The 21,513-nt window shown below is 58.2% G+C and carries 13 protein-coding genes, 1 pseudogene and 1 riboswitch; of the genes and pseudogenes, 10 read left to right on the forward strand and 4 right to left on the reverse strand.

What is annotated here, in order from left to right; genetic code table 11:
• Window positions 1-64: 64 nt before the first annotated feature.
• A complete protein-coding gene (gene metE / locus FKP33_RS03580; protein ID WP_141333937.1) occupies window positions 65-2,359 on the reverse strand; it encodes a 5-methyltetrahydropteroyltriglutamate--homocysteine S-methyltransferase in 2,295 nt (764 codons plus the stop codon).
• A 152-nt stretch (window positions 2,360-2,511) separates the two neighbouring features.
• Window positions 2,512-2,716, reverse strand: a riboswitch (cobalamin riboswitch).
• 256 nt (window positions 2,717-2,972) lie between these two features.
• Between metE and FKP33_RS03585 the strand changes: the two are divergent.
• From FKP33_RS03585 to FKP33_RS03605, 5 genes and pseudogenes are all read left to right on the forward strand, one after another.
• Window positions 2,973-4,539, forward strand: a pseudogene (locus FKP33_RS03585) (ABC transporter substrate-binding protein).
• Between the two features lie 135 nt (window positions 4,540-4,674).
• Complete coding sequence (locus FKP33_RS03590) at window positions 4,675-5,697, forward strand: Gfo/Idh/MocA family protein (protein ID WP_141333938.1); 1,023 nt, start codon at window positions 4,675-4,677, stop codon at window positions 5,695-5,697.
• A complete protein-coding gene (locus FKP33_RS03595; RefSeq protein WP_127604324.1) occupies window positions 5,694-6,719 on the forward strand; it encodes a Gfo/Idh/MocA family protein in 1,026 nt (341 codons plus the stop codon). Before FKP33_RS03590 ends, FKP33_RS03595 begins: the two co-directional genes overlap by 4 nt.
• 20 nt (window positions 6,720-6,739) lie before the next feature.
• Window positions 6,740-7,891: an N-acetylglucosamine-6-phosphate deacetylase gene (locus tag FKP33_RS03600; RefSeq protein ID WP_141333939.1), complete on the forward strand. Its 1,152-nt coding sequence runs from the start codon at window positions 6,740-6,742 to the stop codon at window positions 7,889-7,891.
• Window positions 7,892-7,913: 22 nt separating this feature from the next.
• Complete coding sequence (locus FKP33_RS03605; RefSeq protein ID WP_141333940.1) at window positions 7,914-8,699, forward strand: glucosamine-6-phosphate deaminase; 786 nt, start codon at window positions 7,914-7,916, stop codon at window positions 8,697-8,699.
• A gap of 142 nt (window positions 8,700-8,841) precedes the next feature.
• Here the strand turns inward: FKP33_RS03605 and FKP33_RS03610 are convergent, their stop codons facing one another.
• From FKP33_RS03610 to FKP33_RS26955, 3 genes are read right to left on the reverse strand one after another with little or no spacing between them, the layout of a single operon-like run.
• A complete protein-coding gene (locus tag FKP33_RS03610; protein ID WP_141333941.1) occupies window positions 8,842-10,515 on the reverse strand; it encodes a hypothetical protein in 1,674 nt (557 codons plus the stop codon).
• A gap of 14 nt (window positions 10,516-10,529) precedes the next feature.
• A complete protein-coding gene (locus FKP33_RS03615; RefSeq protein ID WP_127604316.1) occupies window positions 10,530-11,504 on the reverse strand; it encodes a hypothetical protein in 975 nt (324 codons plus the stop codon).
• Window positions 11,473-11,643, reverse strand: a complete 171-nt coding sequence (locus tag FKP33_RS26955) for a hypothetical protein (protein ID WP_164751690.1) — start codon at window positions 11,641-11,643, stop codon at window positions 11,473-11,475. The genes FKP33_RS03615 and FKP33_RS26955 overlap by 32 nt, the downstream gene beginning before the upstream one ends.
• Window positions 11,644-11,833: 190 nt before the next feature.
• On the opposite strand from FKP33_RS26955, the gene FKP33_RS03620 reads away from it, so the two are divergent.
• The 5 genes from FKP33_RS03620 to FKP33_RS03640 all read left to right on the forward strand — a co-directional run bounded on the left by FKP33_RS03620 (window position 11,834) and on the right by FKP33_RS03640 (window position 21,481).
• Window positions 11,834-13,615: a vWA domain-containing protein gene (locus FKP33_RS03620; RefSeq protein WP_258313362.1), complete on the forward strand. Its 1,782-nt coding sequence runs from the start codon at window positions 11,834-11,836 to the stop codon at window positions 13,613-13,615.
• A 71-nt stretch (window positions 13,616-13,686) separates the two neighbouring features.
• Complete coding sequence (locus FKP33_RS03625; RefSeq protein WP_141333942.1) at window positions 13,687-17,076, forward strand: tubulin-like doman-containing protein; 3,390 nt, start codon at window positions 13,687-13,689, stop codon at window positions 17,074-17,076.
• A 54-nt stretch (window positions 17,077-17,130) separates the two neighbouring features.
• Window positions 17,131-19,539 carry a hypothetical protein gene (locus FKP33_RS03630; RefSeq protein WP_141333943.1) on the forward strand — a complete coding sequence of 803 codons (2,409 nt, stop codon included), beginning with the start codon at window positions 17,131-17,133 and terminating at the stop codon, window positions 19,537-19,539.
• The gene (locus tag FKP33_RS03635; RefSeq protein ID WP_141333944.1) at window positions 19,536-20,822 is read left to right on the forward strand and encodes a vWA domain-containing protein; all 1,287 of its coding nucleotides are present in this window, start codon (window positions 19,536-19,538) and stop codon (window positions 20,820-20,822) included. Before FKP33_RS03630 ends, FKP33_RS03635 begins: the two co-directional genes overlap by 4 nt.
• A 23-nt stretch (window positions 20,823-20,845) precedes the next feature.
• Window positions 20,846-21,481 (forward strand): hypothetical protein, encoded by a 636-nt coding sequence (locus tag FKP33_RS03640; protein ID WP_127604308.1) that lies wholly within the window; start codon window positions 20,846-20,848, stop codon window positions 21,479-21,481.
• Window positions 21,482-21,513 lie beyond the last annotated feature (32 nt).

Raw genomic sequence — 21,513 nt, forward strand, 5'->3', positions numbered from 1 at the left:
CCGGCGATAATCGGAAAGCGGCCGTTGTGTTGTTGTGTGGCGGATATGCCCGCTGGAGCATGTATCAGACCGGTTTTAAGCTTTGTTCCCGGTACTGTTTGGCGGCAGCGACCATATTCCGGAGGGCTGCGATCGTTTCGTCAACGCCTCTCGTCTTGAGTCCGCAGTCCGGATTGATCCAGAACAATTCGGGGTCCAGCACGGCAAGCGCGCGGTCGATCATTCGCACCATCTCATCCACGGAAGGCACTCTCGGACTGTGAATGTCGTACACGCCAAGACCGATGCCGTGATCGTAGGTGTGCTCCTCGAAGCTGTGCATCAATTCGCCGTGGCTGCGGGACGTCTCGATGGAGATGACGTCCGCATCCAGGGCACGGATCGAATCGATAATATCGTGAAACTCGCAGTAGCACATATGCGTATGGATTTGCGTCGTATCCTTGACCGTCGATGTAGCCAGCCGGAAGGCAAGCACCGACCACTCCAGATACTTCTGCCAATCTTCCCGCTTCAGCGGCAGCCCCTCGCGAAGTGCAGGCTCGTCCATCTGGATCATTTCCACACCGGCGCGTTCGAGCGCTTCCACTTCGCGGCGAAGCGCCAAAGCGATCTGATAGGCCACCGTCTCCCGCGGGATATCGTCCCGGACGAAGGACCAGTTCAGAATGGTAATCGGGCCCGTCAGCATGCCTTTGACCGGTTTAGCGGTCAAGCTCTGCGCATAGACGGTTTCATCGACCGTCATCGGCTTTGTGAATTCCACGTCGCCGTATATGACAGGCGGCTTCACGCAGCGGGAGCCGTAGGACTGTACCCAGCCGTTCGACGTGAACGCAAAACCGTCCAGTTTCTCGCCGAAAAATTCCACCATATCCGTCCGTTCAAATTCACCGTGAACGAGCACATCCAGATCCAATTCCTCCTGCAAAGCGATCCAGGTCCGAATTTGTTCCCGGATAAAGGCTTCATACTGCTCCTGGCTCCATTCGCCGCTTCTCCAATGTTTCCGGGCCTGTCTCACTTCGAGCGTCTGCGGGAAGCTGCCGATCGTAGTCGTGGGCAGGAACGGCAAGTTCCACTTGCTCTGCTGAACGGCACGCCGCTCCGCAAAGGGCCGGCTTCGCTCGGACGGCTGGAGGGCGATCCGGCTCGTTTCGGACTGCACCCGTTCGTTGTTTCGGGAAGGGGAGGCGTTGAGCTCCTGAACCGCTTGACGGCTTTGTTCCAGCTCGGCTGCGATTGCCGCGGGACCTTCGTTCACGGCTCGGGTCAATAGTACGAGCTCCTCGAGCTTCTCGTTTGCGAACGCAAGTGCGTTCCGCAGCGTAGGCTCCAGCTTCGTTTCATGTGCGGCCGTGACCGGAACATGAAGCAGGCTGCAGCTTGGCTGGATCATCATTCTCTCATACGGGACGATCGGGGACAACGTGTGGAGCAGCCGGAGCCGCGCGTCCAGATCGGAACGCCAAATGCCTCGTCCGTCGATCAAGCCGACGCCAAGCCTCTTATCTGCAGGAAATCCATATTGCAGCAAATGCTCGCTGTTTTTGTCCAGCCCGTGAGCGAAGTCGAGGCCAATGCCTTGAACCGGCAGCGTAACGATTTGTTCATACAGATCGACGGCGTCGAAGTACGTTTGCAGCATCAGCTTAAGACGTGGGGCCGCTTCGTTCAGCTTCTTGTAAACGAATGCGAGCCGCTCCATATCGGCTTCCGTTAATGAGGTCGCAAGAATCGGCTCATCGATCTGCACCCATTGCGCGCCTTCCTGCTCAAGCTCGCTCAATATGCGGGCATACAAAGGCACGAACCGCTCCAGCAGCTTATCGAAGTGCTCGGTCTTGTAGCCCTTGGACAGCTTCAGGAACGTGTATGGCCCGATCAGGACGGGCTTGCCTTCAATGCCGAGACGGAGTTTGGCTTCCCGGTAGGCCAGGAGCGGTTTGTTCACGGTCAGCTGCGGCTCGGCGCCGTTCAGCTCCGGCACAATGTAGTGGTAGTTGGTGTTAAACCATTTGGTCATCTCGCAGGCCGGGGCGCCCTCGCTGCCGCGGGCCATCGCGAAATAGGTGCTCAGCGGCACTTCGCCGCCTTCGTAACCGAAGCGGCCGGGCACGAGCCCGAACATCGCTGCCGTATCCAGCATGTGGTCGTAGAAGGTGAAATCGTTGACAGGGATCAAGTCGATGCCGCTCGCCTGCTGGGTGCGAAGATGGTTGAGCCGTATTTCTTCCATGCGGCTGACCAGCTCCGTCTCCTGCAGCTTTCCGGCCCAGAAGGCCTCAAGCGCTTTTTTCCATTCGCGCCCGCCGCCGATTCGCGGATATCCCAGGTTGCTGCTTAATGCTCGGTTCATAGGTATTCCTCCAGTTCATTTGTTTTCATAAGCGGTGCTTTCCCATGCAAAAAAGGCATCTTTACCCAGTAAAAGTCAAGGGTAAAGATGCCTCCCGATTGTTTGTACGGCGGCTGCCATCTTTAACACCTCCCTATCTCCCGTAGGTAAAAGCAGTGCTGTCAAAATAGGCAGGTCTCCTGGCTCCAGAATCATCGTCTTGCGTCGGCCTTCCCAATCCGAAGGATTAGTGGCGCCGGGTGACGTTCGACTCCTCTGTTACAGTGGCGGGACCGCGTCGGCATTTCACCGAACTTCCCTTTTAAGCTCCGCCCGGCATAACGACCGGTCCGGAGCACCTATTTCCACATGATTCAATTATCGAATACCGAGTAATAGTACAATATTTCTTAGGTTTATTCAAACCTTTTTTATGAACAAGCGGAGAAGAGGCAGAGCAGCGGTTGTTGTAACACAAAGTTTAAAAATAATAGCACAATTGTAGTGACAGAAATTGGTTTCATGTGCTACGCTATGCAAGTGCTACTATATACATGAAACGTGCTACTGCACACGTTAACAACTTAATTCGAAGGAGTGTTTGAGTTTAAAAATGTGTTTACGATGGACGCTAATGATGCTGTTAGTGGCAGCGCTTTGCATCAGCGGCTGCACCCGGGCCAAGACCGAGCAGGCGGCCGCCCCGAAGGAGGAGCTTGTTCTTGCGATAGGCGGCGAGCCGAGGGAGGCTTCGATCCGACAACGGGATGGGGGCGCTACGGATCTCCGTTGTTTCAAAGCACGCTGCTCAAGCGCGACAGCAGCTTGAATATCGTCAACGATCTTGCAACGGGCTATGAGGTCAGCGGGGACGGTCTGGACTGGACGGTGAAGCTGCGGAAGGATGTCAAATTTTCCGACGGGCATCCGTTAACGGCCGCCGACGTTCAGTATACGTTCCAAACCGCAGCCGCAGCGGCTCTGCCATCGATTTAAGCAATGTCAAGGATGTGGCGGCGGCGGACGAGCATACGGTCAAGTTTTCATTGAAGGAACCGCAATCGACCTTCGCCCAGATGCTTGTGAGCACAGGTATTGTTCCGAAGCATGCGCACGGCAGCGATTATGCCAAAAAACCGGTCGGCTCCGGCCCTTATAAGCTAGTGCAATGGGATCAAGGGCAGCAGCTGATCGTCGAGCCGAATCCCGAATATTACGGGACGAAGCCCTACTTCAAGAAAATCACATTCCTGTTTCTTGCCGAGGATGCGGCTTTCGCCGCCGCCAAAGCCGGAACGGTCGATATGGCGGCCATCCCTGCGGCGTTCAGCAAACAGCAGGTGAGCGGCATGCAGCTTCAAGCTATACATACGGTGGACAACCGCGGAATCATGTTTCCCTACGTAAAATCGGGCGGCCAAACGAAAGAAGGATATCCGGTCGGCAACGATGTCACCGCGGAATTGTCGATCCGCAAGGCGATCAATCTGGCGCTGGACCGCAAGGCGCTGGTTCAAGGCGTCTTGGAGGGACACGGCACGCCCGCGTATTCGATTAATGACGGGCTGCCCTGGTTTAATGCCGAGGCCGTCATTCAAGACGGCGATATGAATGCGGCGAAGCAGCTGCTTGCGGACGACGGATGGAAGGATACGAACGGCGACGGCATCGTGGAGAAAGGCGCTCTGAAGGCCGAGTTTACCCTCATCTACCCGTCAAGCGACGTCACCCGCCAGTCACTTGCTCTCGCCGCAGCCGATTCGCTCAAGCCGCTTGGCATTCAAGTCAAGGTGGAAGGGAAAAGCTGGGATGACATTGGCAAGCAAATGCATGCGAATGCGGTTCTCTTCGGCTGGGGAAGCCACGATCCGGTGGAAATGTACAATGTGTACAGCAGCAAGTTCAGCGGCGTCGATTATTACAATCCCGGATTTTACCACAATCCGGCCGTTGAGGCTTACATGAATCAGGCTTTGAAGGCGATCCATGAGAAAGACGCCTGGAATCTGTGGAAAAAAGCCCAGTGGGACGGCCAAACCGGCTTGAGCGCGCAGGGGGATGCGCCTTGGGCCTGGCTCGTGAACCTGGACCACTTGTATCTGGTGAAGCTGGGCCTCGATATCGGCAAGCAGAAGATTCATCCGCACGGACACGGATGGCCGGTAACCGACAACATTGAGGAATGGCGATGGAACTCCTGACGCGACGAAAGTCAAGGGCAGGGGGGAACGCCGTTCTGGCGGCAGGCCGGTTTGTACTAAACAAAGGGGTCAAGCTCATCGCGCTGCTGCTCGCTGTCAGCGCCGTCTCCTTTACGCTCGTGCAGTATTCCCCGCATGAATTCACGCCGGTTTGCCATTATAGGCTGTCAGCATGCGCATATTGGAATATTTATCAGCGAAATGCTGGAATTAGGTTACACTTGCGCAGGAATATTTGAGGATGATAATGATGAGCTGGCCCAAGGCTTTGCTGACCAATTCGGCATCCCTCTTGCGGAAGATAAAGAAAGCTTGCTGGGGGACGACATTGCTGTCATTGGCTGTGCTTCGATCAATGCACATAAAATAGATGTCATCGAGCTATGCGAAAGCCGCGGGAAGCATGTGATGCTGGACAAACCGGCAGTCACAAGCAGGGAAGGACTGGAGCGATTGAAGGCTGTGCTTGACAGGGGGCGCATTCAAATCGGCATGCTGCTCACCGAACGGTTTCATCCTGCCATCTATACGTTGAAGCAGCAGCTCGAGCAAGGTGCTTTAGGCGATATCGTCACGATCGGCATGCGAAAGCCTCACCGCTTGGATGCATCGAAACGGCCTGCCTGGTTTTTCTCCAAGCAGCTTTCAGGCGGAATTCTGATTGATCTGCTTGTTCATGATTTCGATCTTCTCCGCTGGTTTACGGGAAAAGAAATTGAAAAGTTCGATGGCTGCGTGGGCAAAACGATTTTGCCTGAGCACCCGACCTTTTATAATACGGCAAGCGTTCAAGTTGTCATGGAGGATTGTATCGTGGCCCAGCTTTATGCCGATTGGCATACCCCGGGCAAGAGCTGGACGTGGGGGGACGGACGGATTTTCGTAACAGGAACGGAAGGATTCGCCGAGCTAAGGCTGCAAGGGGATCCATTTGTTCGAGAAGAGAGCATCATGATTCAACTGACGAATGGAGAGCCTGCTGTCTTGGTCCCTCTCCTATCGCCACCATGCACGATTACGGAAGATTTCATCCGGCGTATACAAGGCTTGGATTCCCTCCTGACCCACAACGATATTCTTAAGACAACGGAAGCGACCATCAAGGCCGATGGGCTTGCAACCATTTTAGATTTGCACGAGAGGAAGATTCAGCGATGAAGAAGGAAAGAACAACGACGAAGTTTGCGATCGTGGGATGCGGTGTTATTGCCGAGATTCATGCCAATGCGATTCAAGAAGTTGAGGAGGCCGAGCTGATTGCGGTTTGTGAAACGGAAGCAGAGAAAGGACAGAAGTTCGCGGATAAACACGGTGGCAAGCTTTATACGCAGCTTGAAGATATGCTGCGCAACGATGATATCGATGTGGTTTGCATATGCACGCCAAGCGGGTATCATGCGGAGCAAACCATACTTGCGGCACGGGCCGGTAAGCATGTACTGGTGGAAAAACCGATGGCGATTCACTTGGAAGACGCACACCGGATGATTCGGGAATGCAAGGAGCAAGGTGTGCTGCTGGCCACTATTTTCCCAAGAAGAATGTCGCCTGCCGCCCAATTTGTAAAGAAATGGATCGCGGACGGTAAGCTTGGGAAATTAAGCTTGTGCGACGCTTATGTGAAAATTTTCCGCAGTCAGCAGTATTATGACAGCGCCGGCTGGAGGGGGACTTGGGAGATCGATGGCGGCGGATCGATGATGAATCAGGGGATTCATACGGTTGATCTGCTGCAATGGCTCGTCGGTCCTGTGAAGTCGATTTACGGTCGCGCCCATACGATGCTTAGAAACATCGAGGTAGAGGATACGGCCGTGTCGCTGCTAAGCTTTCAGAACGGGGCTATGGGAGTGATGGAGATCACGACGACGGTATACCCTGATTTGGGTCAGCGATTGGAAATACACGGCGAGAAAGGTTCCATCATTTATAAAGAAGATGAAATTGAATTGTTACAGGTCGATGGAGAAGATATTCAAATCCCAACGTTCGAGCCTTTCCGTGTTATTCCGGACGGACACCGCATCCAAATTCGTGACATGGCCCTCGCCGTACAAGAAAAACGCGCCCCGATCGTGCCAGGCGAAGAAGGAATTCATGCATTGGACATTATTCTCGGCACCTACGAATCTTCTAAACGACAACGTGAAGTCGTTCTGGACCATTCGGATCGATCCTGACAAAGGGCGGGTGATCATCAATGAGATCCCGTGGGATAAGATTTGATACAAATGAAGCGGTTGAAGTAGAAATCAGCAACGGTTTGATCGTCTCGGTCCGCTCCATTGCTGAAGAGGAAGGGCTTCCTTGGATTTCGCCGGGCTGGATTGACTTGCAGGTCAACGGCTATAACGGATTTGACTTCAACGGTGAAATCACAACGGTTCAGGATGTGGCCGGTGTCACGGAATCGCTGTATGAAAAGGGCGTTACCCGTTACTTGCCGACGGTCATAACGGGAAGCTTCGAGAGAATCAAGCAAGCCATGACGGCCATCTCTGAGGCTTGTGAGCAATATCCGAATGTCAACAAGTCGGTAATTGGCATCCATTTGGAGGGGCCCTATGTCTCCGGCGAAGATGGTCCACGCGGGGCTCACGACAAGACGTTCGTGAGGGATCCCGATTGGCATGAGTTTGCCCAGTGGCAAGAGGCGTCGGGCAATCGGATCCGCCTGGTTACCGTGGCACCGGAAAGAGAAGGGGCTATCCCTTTTATTGAAAAACTGAAGGCAGCCGGTATTGCGGTTAGCATAGGCCACACCTGCGCTAGTCTGGAGCAGCTTGAACAAGCGGTAGCCGCAGGAGCTGCCTTGTCGACGCATCTGGGAAACGGTGCACATCCTGTATTACCGAGGCATCCCCATTACATATGGAATCAATTGGCGGAAGACCGGCTGTGCGCTACTTTTATTGCAGATGGCCATCATCTGAGTAAGGCTGTGTTAAAGGCGATGCTTCGAGCGAAGCGCGATCAATTCATTCTGGTGAGCGATTGTGTGAAATTCGGAGGCATGAAGCCAGGCCGGTATTCAAGCGTAATCGGAGCGGAAGTTGAGCTTCATGCCGACGGCAAGCTCACGCCCGTAGACCAACCGCTGATATTGGCAGGTTCTGCCCAAGCTCTGGATGTGGGCATTGCAGGCGCCATACAGCTTGCCGGAATTACGCTGAATGAGGCGATTCAAGCGGTCACGCTTCGTCCGGAACGTGTCCTCGGCTTTCCAGGCGGAGATTGGCTGCGGCCGGGTAGTGCTGCCAACTTCACGCTCTTTACAGGACCTGATGAACGGGGTTCCCTGGAAATTAGAGAGACCATCGTAGGCGGGGAAACCCAATACTTGAAGCCTTAATGGCATAAGGAGGAGGAGCCGTATGACAATCAGCATCAAGCCTGAGCGAAGTTTGACGGCAGACCATTTAAAGGTCGGGGTGTATGCCGACCGACGCGAGCTGGGTAGGGCAGCGGGAAGCGAGGCGGCGGAAGCCGTCCGTAACCGGCTGAAGGAGAAGGAGCAAGTTCGTATTGTATTTGCAGCCGCGCCTTCCCAGAATGAGTTCTTGGAGCAGTTAGCTCTGGAGGATGGCATCGACTGGAATCGAATAACCGCATTTCATATGGATGAGTACATCGGCTTACCGCAAGGCTCGCCGCAACGGTTTTCGGAATTTCTCAAGAGGAGCATCTTCAACAAAGTACAGCCCGGAGTGGTTCATCTGATCGATGGCAGCGACGGAGTGGAGGCGGAGTGCCGCAGGTATGCGGAATTGCTGCAGGAAGCGCCGATCGACTTCGTATTTCTCGGGATCGGCGAGAACGGGCACCTTGCATTCAATGATCCGCCTGTAGCTGATTTCGCTGATCCTTATGCCGTTAAAGCGATCCCGCTGGAGACCGCATGCAGACAACAGCAAGTCAACGACGGGTGCTTTCCGGATCTGAATGCGGTGCCTACACACGCCCTAACCTTAACGATCCCTGTACTTATGTCCGCTTACCGACTATTCTGCATGGTGCCGGGTCCGACCAAACGCGAAGCCGTTAGGAATACGTTAAAGCTTTCCATTACGACAGCATGTCCGGCGACGGTCCTTCGCACCCACCTGAATTGCACCTTGTATGTGGATAACGATTCGTTTGATATGACTTCATATGGATAGCCCGCCAGCTTCATTCTTAATCATGAGCCACAGACGACTTTGATCTCTGTGGCTTTATTGTTGTCGTGATCAAAGGGAGGCACTTGAGAAAAACAGTACGACGCATCCTCGTTTTCCAAAGTCCTGCAATGGCTTCAATGAATTACTGTTTTTGAGTCCCGTTTTCCGCCGGTTTCTTAGGTATTTCCGGCTGCGTCTCGCTGCCGGAACCTTCGGGCTTACCCGCGTCGGGCTCCGGCGGATGGGGCTTGCCAAGGTCGGGCTTTGTTTCCTCTGGTTGAGCGGGCTCGTTCTTAGCCCGATCCGGCTCAGCGCTTTCCGCTCGAACAAGCACATAATGGTCCTGCTCGTAGCGGTAATAGCCGCGCAGCAAGGCTCCCGCGTCCGACGCGCCGGTTACCGCCGACAGCGGACGGGCAACCGTCAGCTCGCCGTCCTGACCGGACATTATCGCGTCCGCTTCCACGTCAAGAACCGGATGCAGCCCGGTATTGCCGATTTGCACGAGCACATACCGCGCTTTGCGCTGCGCAGAAACGCCTTCGATCAGCAGCAGCTTGTCGCCGCCCGGACTTGCCGGCTCCGAGTAGCGCACCGACTTGGGCTTCACGCCGGGGCTCAGTTCGGTTTCAAGCAGCCCGGGGCTGCCGTCCGCTTGCAGCTGCGCAAAGAAAAGCCGCGTGCCTGTCTCGCTCAAAGCTGCCGCCTGCGCGGATCCGTCCCGTCCTTTGAGCCTCGTCACCGCTGCCAGCTTGCCCGGGGCGCCGGCTGCTTGCAGCAGCTGCTGAGGGTCGTTCGCCAGCTTCCGCTGCTCAACCGCCAGCAGCTCCTTCGACGTGTCGCGGTAATCGCCGATCGTCCGATACAGGGCGATGGCTTCGTCGTACTTGCCGCTGTCGGCAAGCGCAGCCGCTTTTACCAGCCGATTGCGGATAACCGAGTCGACATACGCGTCGATTTTGCTGCCCGGCCCGGCCCAGGCCTCATACGATTTGAGCTGCTGCGCAGCGTCCAGAAATTTCCCCAAATCCTGCTTCTCGACGATGCTGAGCGAACCGAGTGCGAGCTTCTCCAGCTTCGGCGCGATCCATGCCGCCTCCCAGCCCAGCCGTTCATAAGAGATCCTCAATTCTTCGCCGAGCTTCCATACTTCCTTGTAAGGCTTCGTTCTGGCGAGCGCATCCAGCCTCGCCGTATCGCGACTCTGGAGCAGCGCGTTCACCGCTTTGCGCTTGGCGGCGTCGCCGCCGTAATACGCCGCGGGAATCAGGATCAGCTCGGAAGCCGCGCTGCCGGTGTCGTCCGCGGGCTTGCTGCCCGCAAGCCGTTTCTCCGCCGCTTTGCGGGCAGCGGAGAAGGCGTCCGCGAGCGCCGTTTCGAGGTGCGCTTCGCTTGCGGCCTGTGCGAACCGCTCGGCGTCGGCTGCCCCCCGCGCGGCGTGCTGCTGCTTGGCTTCCTGGTAGTCGGCGTGCGCCTTTGCCAATCCGGCCACGCTGCCGGAAGCAGCCGCTTCGGCAATCGAAGCGGAGAGCGAGGCCACGGTTCGCATCGTGTGAACAACCGGCTGCAGCTCGGCGAGGGAGGCGGATATTTCCTCCTTGCGGTAGTCGAAGCCGGGAACCGAGCTCGCTTTCAGGTACTGCGCCTCCGCTTCCATCAGCCGCCCTGCGGCTTTATGTGCTTCGGCCTGCTTGTACGCGCGAACCGTCTGCAGCGCCGCATACGTTTTCCAGCCCGCCAGGGCGAGCATGATCGCGAGCATCACGGCAGCTGCCGTTCTGACGCGGTTCGCACGTTGATAGGTAAACCCCTTCACAAACTTTCCCGCCTTTACGATTTGGAATGAGCATCTTCACCGGACAGTACCGGTACGGCTTGCGGCTTAGACGCGTCGCCGCCGAAGCGGCGGTTCACCGTTTGCCGCACGCGTTCGAACAGCTCGGGATCCTCGTCCGCGCGTTCTGCCGCAAGCTGTTGAAGCCGGCGCAGCCGGTCCTCCGGCAGCGCGTCGGCATAATCCAGCACAAGGCTGCGGTAGAGGGGCAGATGCGACCGGATGCGCAGCGCCGCTGCGGCTGCTGCCGTCAGCACTTCCGAACCGTGCGGAAGTCGTTCGATCTGTTCGCGGTGCTTCACGACATATTGGATCGTCGGCCGGTCAATGAGCTGTGGCTTGACCCGGCCGACCTCCAGCAGATAGGCCACAAAATCGCCGTCGAACCGGTCCGGAATGAGCGAGGTCAGCTCAAGCTCCATATCGCTGCGCAGAATGAAGCGGTTGAGGCACATGAGCTTGAGCAGCCGGATCGGGTTGTCTTTGATGAAAAATCCGATTTCGCGGAATTTCTCGTACGCCGATTTGTAGTCTTCGGCCTTCAGGTCGGCTTCCGCCTTGTCGATATCCTGCAGCAGACCTCGACGAATTTTTTCATGTTCTTGCAGGAGTAGACGGCTCAATATACGTCTAAGGAGATAAGGCTCATAGGTTTGGCGGATTCTGGCGTAAACCGCGATCAGCACCGCGCCGGTCCCTAAGGCAGCCGCCATCTCGGCAAAGCTGCGCGCCACAAGAAAGCCCGCCGCCGCGAAGATGCCGAGAACGAGCATGTCCGTATAGGCGCGCTGCCGGCTCACCGCCTCCGCGGGCTTCGGAAGCGGCATCCACGTCTGCACCGCGCCGCAATCCGGGCAGCTCTCGGCGTCCAGGCAGGTGTAGGCGCCGCAGCGCTTGCATTGGCGCAGACGTTGAAACAAATAGGCCGTTCGCATCGTCTTAGTCAATTGGATGGGTTTTTTTGGACTCATGTGACACCTCCTTGAAGCGTCCGGCCAAAGCTTCGTCGATTTGTGCGAGCGAAATGTCGTGTTTTTTATAATAGACGAACGTCAGCAATCGGACCCCTGCATACAATGCGGCGACAAGCAAAACGATCAAGGTTAGCATGGCACTCTCCCCAGGACAGCGAGAATCTTAAGAAAATGATAAGAATTCGCTGAGTAGCATTTTTATTTAGGACCAGATATTATATTAAATTACTAGCGACTGTAATGAACATTGTACAACCCTATCCGACAAAATACTACAAGAGCGACAGCCTTCGGGCGCAGGCGCTTGTTTGGAGGAATGACCCGCTGTGAGAAAAAGAAACCTATGGCCGCGCACGCTGCTGCCGCTGCTGCTGGCCGTGCTCCCGCTGCAGACGGCTGCGGCACAGACGGCCGGGCCGGCCGGGCCGGCCGGCGATGCGAGAATGGACGCCGTGCTTGCGGTGGATGTCAGCACATCCATGAACGAAAGCGACGTGAATAAGGTAAGCTTCGAAGCCGTCAAGCTTTTTGTCGACATGGCTTCGGTACAGGGCGACAAAATCGGCGTCGTCGCCTATACGGACCGCATTATGCGCGAGAAAGCGATGCTCCTGATGAAGGACGCGTCGGACAAGCAGAGCGTGAAGACTTTCATCGACCAGCTCGACCGCGGGCCTTACACCGATCTGGCCGTCGGTGTGAATGAGGCGTTGAAGGTGCTGGAGAACGGAGCCGATCCCGCTCATACCCCGTTGGTCGTCCTTCTGACGGACGGCAACAACTCGCTGCCTGCCGGCAGGACGCAGGAGCAGTCGGACAAGGAACTGGCCGGAGCGGTCGAGCGGGCCAAGACCGAAGGCATTCCGATCTATACGATCGGACTGAATGCCGACGGTCAGCTGAACCAATCGGCGCTCGAACGGATTGCGGGTGAAACGGACGCCAAATCGTTCGTGACCAGCTCGGCCGACGATCTGCCGGCCATCCTGAGCGAAATCTATGCCCGCCATTTGAAGCTGAAGGTGCTGCCGATTCAAGAGCTGAACGGGAGCGGGGCCTTCCAGGAGGTGGCGCTCGACATTCCGAACGCCAGCGTCAAGGAGGCGAACATCTCGATCATGTCCGGTTCCCCGGTGGAGCTGAAGCTCTCCGATCCGAAGGGCACGGAGGTGCCTATACCTTCGGACAAGATTCTCTTTTCGTCGTCAAGGGCTTATTCGCTTCTCAAAATTTTGCAGCCCGCACAAGGGACCTGGAAGCTGCAGGTGAAGGGCGCGCCGAAGGATAAGATCAAGATCAACCTCATTTACAACTACGATCTGAAGCTGCAAATGGAGCCTTTGCCTACTCAGACGTGGAAGGTGGGGGATGATGTTGCAGTTCAAGCGTATTTGGAATCGGGCGGCCGGAAAGCCGGAGATGCGGATCTGTACAAAAGCTTGAAAGCGACGCTGATCGTCAAGGATCTGCAAACCGGCAGGACGGAGGAAAAGCCGCTCGTCTCCAGCGCGCAGGGAATTGCCGGCAGCTACAAGCTGCCCGAAGCGCACGAATACGAGCTGAAGGTAAGGGCGGAAGATGCGGGCTACATCAGAGAGACCGACCCGGTCAAGCTGTCGGCGGCGGGTGCCGCCGGCAGGGCGCCGTCACCGCAATCGGGGCCGGAAGCGGCGGAGCCGGGTCTCGGGGCCGGGGCGTGGGCGGCGATCGCCGCCGGCGTTTTGGCCGCTGCGGCTGCGGGGCTGTACGGCTTGGCGCTGTGGCGCAAAGCGAACAAAGGCTTCGTCGGGCAGATGGTGATCGAGGTGCGCGACGAAGATACGGGAGAGCGGACAACCCCGCAGTACCGCAAGCTGGACGCCTTCAAAGGCAAGGTCACGCTTCACCAGCTGCTCCAGCTCGCTCCCGAATTTGCCGAGACGAAGGATTTGACGTTCCGCCCCGGGCCGAACGACAGCCTGCTGCTGTATAACGGGTCGGCCTGCGTCATCGAGAAGGGCGGACGGGTACTGGACGCGGCAGGCGGCAAAGAGCTGCGGGCGGGAGACCGCATCCGCATTATGCTCAGCGGGGTCCACCGCTCGGTGACGCTCGAATACATCAAATAGCAGCTTCATGAAAGAGACAAGCAAGCTTGAGCATTCTAACCGTTCATCGTTATCCCATAGGAGGGTCAAACATGAAAGCAGTCGTAAGAGAACATATTCAGCAGCTCGACGTGTCGCTCGGCGGTGGCATCGTCAGCGAGAAAATACGGGTCGACACGATCGACAACCCGATGCTGGTCATCGGTCTCGGAGGAACCGGCATCGATGCGCTGCTCCGCTTAAAGTATCAGGTCAACCGCCGGTTTAAGCTGCCCGAGGACCCGTACACCAAGAAAAAGCGCGAAAAGCCTGACAATATCGAGTTTCTCGCCTTTGAGACGAACGAACACGACCGGGGCAAAAGGTACAAAGGCATCGGCCTCGACCCGATGACCGAGTTTGTGCTGCTTGCCAACGCCGAAATCGGCAGCGTGCTGCAAAACCGCAGCATCCTCGAGCCGTACATCAAGGAATGGCTGTCGCCGGAGCTGACGATTACCGACGGCATTAACGGCGCATCCGGCGTCCGCCAGGCGGGGCGTCTGCTGCTGTTTACCAAGATCGTGCAGGTCGTGCAGACGATCGAGCGCAAAATCAAATCGCTGATGGTCGGCACGAACAAGAAGCTGATGGTGTTCGTGCTGACCGGCTTGTCCGGAGGCACCGGCAGCGGCTGCTTCCTCGACATCTCGTACATCGTCCGCGGCATTCTCGAGCGTGATTACGGTGCGGCCGGGGTGGACAAGGTGAGCATTCTCGGCTACCTGTTTACGCCGGACGTCAATTTGGCGAACAAAAGCCTGACCGAGCATTCGCGCGAATATATCAAGAAGAACGGCTATGCCGCCCTCAAGGAGCTCGACTACTGGATGAACGTCGACGAGCGTGGGGAGCGGTTCCGGCAGCAGTATGCGAACATTCTGAACGTCCAATCGCCGATGCCGCCCTTCAACCTCGCCCACTTGATTTCGGCGACGAATCTCGAGGGCAAGCTGCTTGAGAACGCCTACGATTACTGCATGAACGTAACGGCCGAGAATATCACGAATTTTATGGCCAGCGAGCAGAAGCAATCCGGCGAGGAGTTCGCCATTCACGACTACATCAGCAACATCCGCACGAATATTAACCAGATGCCGAAGGCGTATGCGGCCAACTATCAATACAACATCCTGGGCGCTTCGTCGGCGGTGCTGCCGATTGAAGAGATGACGACTTACTTGGCTTATAAAGTGTTCCAGCGCATGGAGAACATGTTCAATGCCGGTCCGTCCCAGGAGGACGTCGAGAAGCTTGCCCATAAGCTCGGGCTCGATCCCGATTCGATCCACCGCGAATTCGACAAACGCGTGCCGGAGCCGCTGCCCGGCTACAAGAACAGCGAGCGGCTCAGTTACGCGAACGTCGTGAAGCAGCAGGTCGTGCACGTCGACACGGAGCTGGAGCAAAGCTATTTATCCCGCGCGCGCGAGGAATATATCAAATGCCGGAAGCAGCTGCCGGGCGAGATCAAGGAGCGGTTCACCGAGCAGATTACGCGGGTGTTCCTGCATCCGGAGCAGGGGCCGTTCTATGCGTCGCGCATGATCTTGCAGGACAAGGGCTTCTGCCTGCTGAAGCTGATCTCCTCCTACATCGAAGCCTTGAAGGAAAATTTGGCGCGGCTTCCGCGCGATCTCGAAGCGGCTCAGGAAAGCGCGCTGCAAAAGCTCGGCGAAGCCAAGAGCGCGTTCATCTCCAAGGACCGCAAGAAGGATGCTTACATCGAGGCCAAAATTCAGGAGTACCTGCTGCACGCGGATCGTGAGCGGATGGAGCAGATGATCGAGTTTTACGAGGATTTGTACACGCTGATCAACCAGGACAACTCCCGGATCTATCAGGTGTTCACCGAGCTGCTGAACGAGCTGAACCGGATTTTCGAGAAAAACGGCCAAATCTTGATGAACGGCGACGAGCAGGTCGACCACAAGGGGAATAAAACGTACTACTGGAACGTCGTCAGCGTGCCGGATATGGCGAAGATGATCGGCCGATTGACGGAGGACCGCAACTCGCAGGAGCTGATCCGTGATTTTACGCAGGAGCTGCTGGCGAAGGCCAACCATTGGGTGAAGGAGCAGGAGGTCGATATCGTCGGCTCGATTTCGGACTTCCTCACCGAGCAGTTCGGCGAACTCATCACGAAGTCGATGGAAGAATATTTGATCATCCAATACGGCCATGAGGATTCGATCGAGAAGCTGGTGGAGCAGCGCATCGCCGGAAGGCTGTACGAAGAGGCGAAGCCCGTGTTTCATCTGACCAATTCGTCGGGACACTTCAATTTTCCGTCGTGGGGTTTCGTTTCGGTTCCGGTGAAGGCGCCGAACATCTTCAAGGGCATCCGCAATTTTCAAGACAACGCGATCGCCAATTCGCGGTTCACGATCAAGGAGAGCGAGGTGAAGAACCGCATCTTCTGGCTGAACACGCAGAACGGCGTGCCGTTGTTCCTGTATACGCCGCTTAAGGTATACGAGGAAAGCTACGAGCGCTCGATTCTGGAGCCGGAAGGGATCGGCCGGCATCTCGTGCAGACCGACAAAGTAAACTGGACGTACTTGCCGTCGCCGATTCCCGAGCGTTCCTGGGGCGACACCTATGTGAACGGACGGGTGCGCAGTTACAACGCGGAGGTCCGCGCGCTGTTCGACCGGGCGCTTGCGCTCGGCTGCATCCGTGAGAAAGCGGCCGATTCCGGAGCGATCCACCGCTATGAGTGCGTGCTGTCGGGACCGCTTGACCTGGAACGCAAGGTCGCGTCCTACGCGATGCAGCTGCAGGAAGCGCGTCCGAACTTGAGCGAGGTCAAGCGCTGCGCGACGGAGCTGCGGACGCTGCTTGAGCAGGGGCTCGAGCCGGTGAGCGTGAAGGATATTTTCGGCAGCGTCAGCGAAGAGATGGCGAAAGAAAACCTGATCCGTTCGCCGGAGCTGCTGCGGCTGGTCAAGGAAGAAATCCGCAAATACGAACAGATTCGCGAACGCGTCGAGGAGCTCGATAAGGTGATCGCCGCCCATCAGGACGAGGAGCGGCTGATGAAGCAGTTCATCGAGGCGATGTATACGGGAACGATTGCCCGCAGAGGCGCGCTCTATGTGTACGATCACGGGCCCGACGAAGACCCGTGGGAGCCGTTCGCCAACGTCATGCAGGCCGGACGGTTCCTGGATTTCGAAATATACGCCAAGCTGCGCGGACTCCAGCCGAAGCAGATGGCCCAGCTGCAGCGCAAATCGTCCGAACGGAGCAGGCAAATGACCGCATCCGAAGACATCTCTGACCTGCTCGGCAAGCTGCAGGAAATGGCCGGCGTTTATCAAGACGCCAAGGCGGCGCTCGATTACGACCGCGGCGATTATGTGAACGGGGAAGAGCTGTACCGGTTCTACAAAGAGATGGCCGGCAAAGTGAACGAGATGGTGCGCAGCCTGAAATAGGGCTGACAAGATAGAAAGCCGGAACGGTTCGTCCGGCTGGGGGAGAGAGCGCACATGAAGGAACGACTCGCGGCGTTTACAGATCACTACGCCGAACGAAAGGACAGGACGGAATCGGGCGGGGACGAGCGGCGGAGCCTCCGCCATCCGCTCGTTTATCTCGTCGTCGGCGACCGGTCGAAGCAGGCGCTCGAACGCCTGTTCGAGCTGAATCGCACACAGTGGACGCATCCGGAAGGCGTGATGTATGTATATGCGGGGGCTGAGGAGCTGACGGGGCCGGTGGCCGGCCATGCTTTCCAGTGGCAGCCGCCGGTGCCTGCGGATGCGGACGACAAGCGCTCCCTGAGGTCCCGGCTGCCCCAAACGCTGTACGGCAGCGAGGAGAAGCTGCAGGAGTTGAACGGGCTGCTGCGGCGGCTCGTGGGCCGGATCGGGGAAAGCGGACGCTTGTACGCGTCCTTGATGCAGGTGCACGTCGCCGTGATCACGCGCGCGGACGATCCTTGGAACGCCCTGCTTCCCGAATTGACGGTGCTGCTGAAATCGGTCTTCGCCGAAAGCTTCCGCACGGTTTCGGCCGATCTGTTCGCGCTGCTGCGGGAGAAGCAGGCGCACGGCGATTACGCCTACGATGCGGCGCTTGGCGTCAGCTTCCTGCACGAGCTGGACCGCATGCAAAGCCGCTCGTTCCGGTTCGAGGCCGGGCTGCAAGTGACGGCCGACGGCCTCAAGCTGCCGGCGGTCCATCCGCCTTCGCCCTTGTTCGATACGGCTTACATGCTCGGGGACAAGGACGAGCGCGGACGGTTCGCCGAAGACGATACGGCGGTTTGCGCAGAAATTGTCTGCCGGTTAAGTTTCTTGCGCTGCCGCCAGACGGCGGACGCCGAAATCCGGCACAACCCGTACAATCATCAGCTGTTCCGGCAAAATATGATGCCGCCCGGGGCGGCCGAAGCGCACTATGCCTCGGCGGGGCTCGCCAAGGCGACCCGCCCGGACCGGGCGATCGCGCTCACGGTGCTGCTCGCCCTGCACCGCCGCCTGCTCAGGCTGATGCAGGAGAGGGGCGAAGCCGGACAGCGCGAGCTGCTGGAAGCGCTCGGACTCGATGCGGGGCAAGCCGATACGGTCGTGCAAGCCGCCATGGCTCAGCTGCCCGACCCGGTTGAAGAGATGCACGGCTTGCTCTACGAGCCGATGTCCGTCCCGGAGCTGCGGCGCATGACGCTGCGTCAGGCGGAGAGCGCGCTCTTCGGGAGCAACGCCCGTGATTTCTTCGAGCGGCAGAGCGAGCGGCTGCGGGGAGCCTTGTCCGCGGCCAGCCATGCGGAACGGCTTCGCCAAGCCGTAGAGCAGCGGCTGGTGAGCGATCCGCGGTACGGGCTGTGGGCCGTATACCGCTGGACGTCGGCGGATGAGCGCCACGGGTTGACCGGCGCGGTGCGCGAATGGCGGCTGGAGAACGACAGGCGCCTTACGGCGGGGCGCGCGGAGCTGGATGCGCTCTACGAAGAGAGCGCGGACAGGCTGCCCGCCGCCCGCGGCGGCATGCTCGGCCTGTTCGGCGCCAAGCCGAATGTGAAGGCGACGGTCGGCGCGCTGCTGGACCGCGTGTACGGCCTGAAGCGCGAGCTGCTGCGGTTGGAGCTGAAGCGCGAGCTATTGCTGCGTTACGAGCAGCTGCTGGAGGAGACGCACGAACGGCTCAAGCGGTACACGGAGCGCCTTGAGGCGATCGACAAGCGGCTGCAGGAAGCGTGCCGTCTGTGCATCTCCGAGGCGAACGACGAGATGGGCCGCAACGTCGAGGAATACTATGCGCAGGCGGTGGAGGTCATCGCGGCCGAGCTGGAGACGCGTTGGGGAGCCCGATTCGAGTTCGACGAGCGGCGTATGGGTTCCGTGGCGAAGCTCCTGGAACAAGGGGACGAGGCTTATGCGGAGCGGCTGATGCAGGTAGCCCGGAGCGATTGGTTCACTCATTCGCTGTTCGCGCAGCCTTTCGAACAGGAGCTGCTCGAGCGGGCCAACGTGACCGTCAGCTACGAGAACCGGCAGGCGCTGACCAAGGAGGAGCTGTACCGGGATTTATGCCGGGCGCTGGACGAAGAGTCTGCCGTTCGGGTGGACGTGTACCGGTTTACGCATCGTCACCGCTATGAGGAGAGCTACTTGTTCGGCGATGCCGACAGCGAGCTGCTCCGTTATGCGCTGGCGTCCGGGGAACAGGCGCAAACGAAGCTGGGCTGCATGCACGAGCAGCGGCGCAGCGGAGTCGAGAAGCTGCGGATTATGGGCGGTTTCCGCCGGGAGGACTTGATGGTTTACCGGGGCGGCAGGCGATTTTACGAAACGTACCTGCAGAACGGTTACCGGTTCCATAGGCCCGGATGGGAAGCTTCGGAGCCGGAAGCGGCTTCCGGGGCGGACGCCAAGGAAAGAGGGGATAGCCGTTGAAACGGCGCAAATGGAATGGTTTGCTCGTCGGCTTCGCCCTGGCGGGCGGACTGGCAGGCTTTATCGCAGGAGAATGGCTGCTGAGCCGCCTGTCGGGCTCGCTGCACGAAACGCTGCTGATGGGATTGTACTTCGGGCTGTTCGCCCTTCTCGTGACGGCCGGCTGTCTGCTGGCGGAAACGATATCGCCCAAGCTGAACGGCGCAAATTGGCGGCTGCGTTACGCTGCCGAAGGATGGAAGTGGCTGGTGCCCGCTTCCTTCGTCCTGCTGTTTGCCGGCGGCGCGCTGTTCCAGTGGGTATACGGGCTTGATTTCGGACGCAAGGCGGCGCCGAAGGATTACGTGCTGCTTCTCGACATGTCCGAGAGCATGAAGGAGAACGACCCGAACATGCAGAGCCGGATGGCGGCGGCTTCGCTCGTGGCCGAGATGTCGGCGGACAAGCGGGTCGGCGTCGCGATTTTCAATGAAAATACGACATGGCTTCAACCGCTCGTCGGCTTGAAGGACGAGGCGGTCAGACGGGATATTGCGGGCAAATTGGAGGGCGCGCCCGAGCCGGTTGGACAGACCGATATCGGCAAAGCGCTCGGGCAAGCGATCGAGCAGATGAACGTATCGGGAACACCGGCGAACCGCGGAGCGGTCATTCTGATTTCGGACGGGTACAGCGAGACGAATGTCGCTGACGTCACCGCGCCCTATGTGTCGCGGGGCTTTGCGATTCACACCGTCGGCATCGAATCGCCGGGGAACGAAGAGGGCAAACGTCTGCTCTTGCAGCTGGCGGAGGCGACCGGAGGGACGTACCGGCACGCGGAGCAAGCCGAACGGATTCCGGAAGCGATCGGCCATATTTATGCGGCCCAGCAGAACGGGCACTTGCTGGAGGAGCGATCCGGACCGGAGGCCGACAGCGTATATCGCGCGTCGCTCCGCGTTGCGATCATGCTGGTTGTCGGCGGGCTGCTCGGGCTTTCGCTCGGCATCGTGTTCGACAACCGTTACTTGGCGAGAAGCTTCCTGCTCGGCGGGTCGGCGGCCGGTTTGCTGGCGGGACTCGTGCTGGAAGGCGGGCTGCCGACGGACCACCCGGCTTTGACTCGTGCGGCCGCTGATCTCATATTGGCCGTGGTGCTGTCGCTGTCCACCGTCCTGTTTGCGGTGAAGGAAAGCGGCGTCGGAGCGGGCTTGCGCCCGTTCCGGCCGGCATCCGGCTACGGCAGACTGCCGGAGCGAACCGGAACGCAGGGCGAGCGGACCGGCAAACGATTCCGGTAACGGGCTAAAGGAGGAGACGGCCGATGTTGTGGACAACGGCGGAAGAGCGGCATCGCATCATGAAGGCCGCCTCGCGGCTTGCAGAAGGGGAATGTCTGGTGACCTGGCAGTGGCCGGCAGACATTCAATATGTGCAAATTTACAGCTTCGGTCCCGGGGAAGAAGAGTCCGGCGAGCAGCCGGACGAGCGCCGCATGAAGCTGTATACGCGTGAAGAATACAAAGTTCGCGGCGGGTACCGGCTGCCCGCCGATTTCATTGGAGCCCGGTATTTCCGCATCTATCCTTGCTTGATGGAGGAAGGACAACTGGTGGCGCTGCGCCAAGCGGACGGGGACAATCTCGCCCGCGTCAGCGGGGGGCGCGCCAAAGTCCGCTACTCGATTCAGTACGGACTGGGCTGGTTTGCCAAGCACCGTTCCGTGCGCATCCGGCTGCACTGTGAAATACCGGTTCCGAAGGAAGCGCTCTGTTATGTCAAGAAGCAGGATGCCGTGCCGCTGCACGCGGATGACGGCACAAGGTACCCGCTGCTTCGCGATTTGCCGGCGGGAAGGTCGGAGCTGCCGGAGATCGAGGTCGGACGCCGCGATCAGGTGCGGATTTTTTTGACCGACGGAAGAACGTATGGGGACCAATTCGAGGTCGTCCCGGAGTAAGTACACGAAGCTCAGCAGGCTTTGCGTGTAAG

It is taken from the genome of Paenibacillus sp. tmac-D7 (genome assembly GCF_006519665.1).
In the GTDB taxonomy this organism is placed as follows: Bacteria; Bacillota; Bacilli; order Paenibacillales; family NBRC-103111; genus Paenibacillus_G; species Paenibacillus_G validus.

Coding starts and splice junctions, on each gene's coding strand:
- FKP33_RS03615 (WP_127604316.1), bottom strand. CDS start 11,504: ATGAGTCCAAAAAAACCCATCCAATTGACTAAGACGATGCGAACGGCC.
- FKP33_RS03600 (WP_141333939.1), top strand. CDS start 6,740: ATGAGATCCCGTGGGATAAGATTTGATACAAATGAAGCGGTTGAAGTA.
- FKP33_RS03590 (WP_141333938.1), top strand. CDS start 4,675: ATGAATTCACGCCGGTTTGCCATTATAGGCTGTCAGCATGCGCATATT.
- FKP33_RS03640 (WP_127604308.1), top strand. CDS start 20,846: ATGTTGTGGACAACGGCGGAAGAGCGGCATCGCATCATGAAGGCCGCC.
- metE (WP_141333937.1), bottom strand. CDS start 2,359: ATGAACCGAGCATTAAGCAGCAACCTGGGATATCCGCGAATCGGCGGC.
- FKP33_RS03595 (WP_127604324.1), top strand. CDS start 5,694: ATGAAGAAGGAAAGAACAACGACGAAGTTTGCGATCGTGGGATGCGGT.
- FKP33_RS03630 (WP_141333943.1), top strand. CDS start 17,131: ATGAAGGAACGACTCGCGGCGTTTACAGATCACTACGCCGAACGAAAG.
- FKP33_RS03625 (WP_141333942.1), top strand. CDS start 13,687: ATGAAAGCAGTCGTAAGAGAACATATTCAGCAGCTCGACGTGTCGCTC.
- FKP33_RS26955 (WP_164751690.1), bottom strand. CDS start 11,643: ATGCTAACCTTGATCGTTTTGCTTGTCGCCGCATTGTATGCAGGGGTC.
- FKP33_RS03605 (WP_141333940.1), top strand. CDS start 7,914: ATGACAATCAGCATCAAGCCTGAGCGAAGTTTGACGGCAGACCATTTA.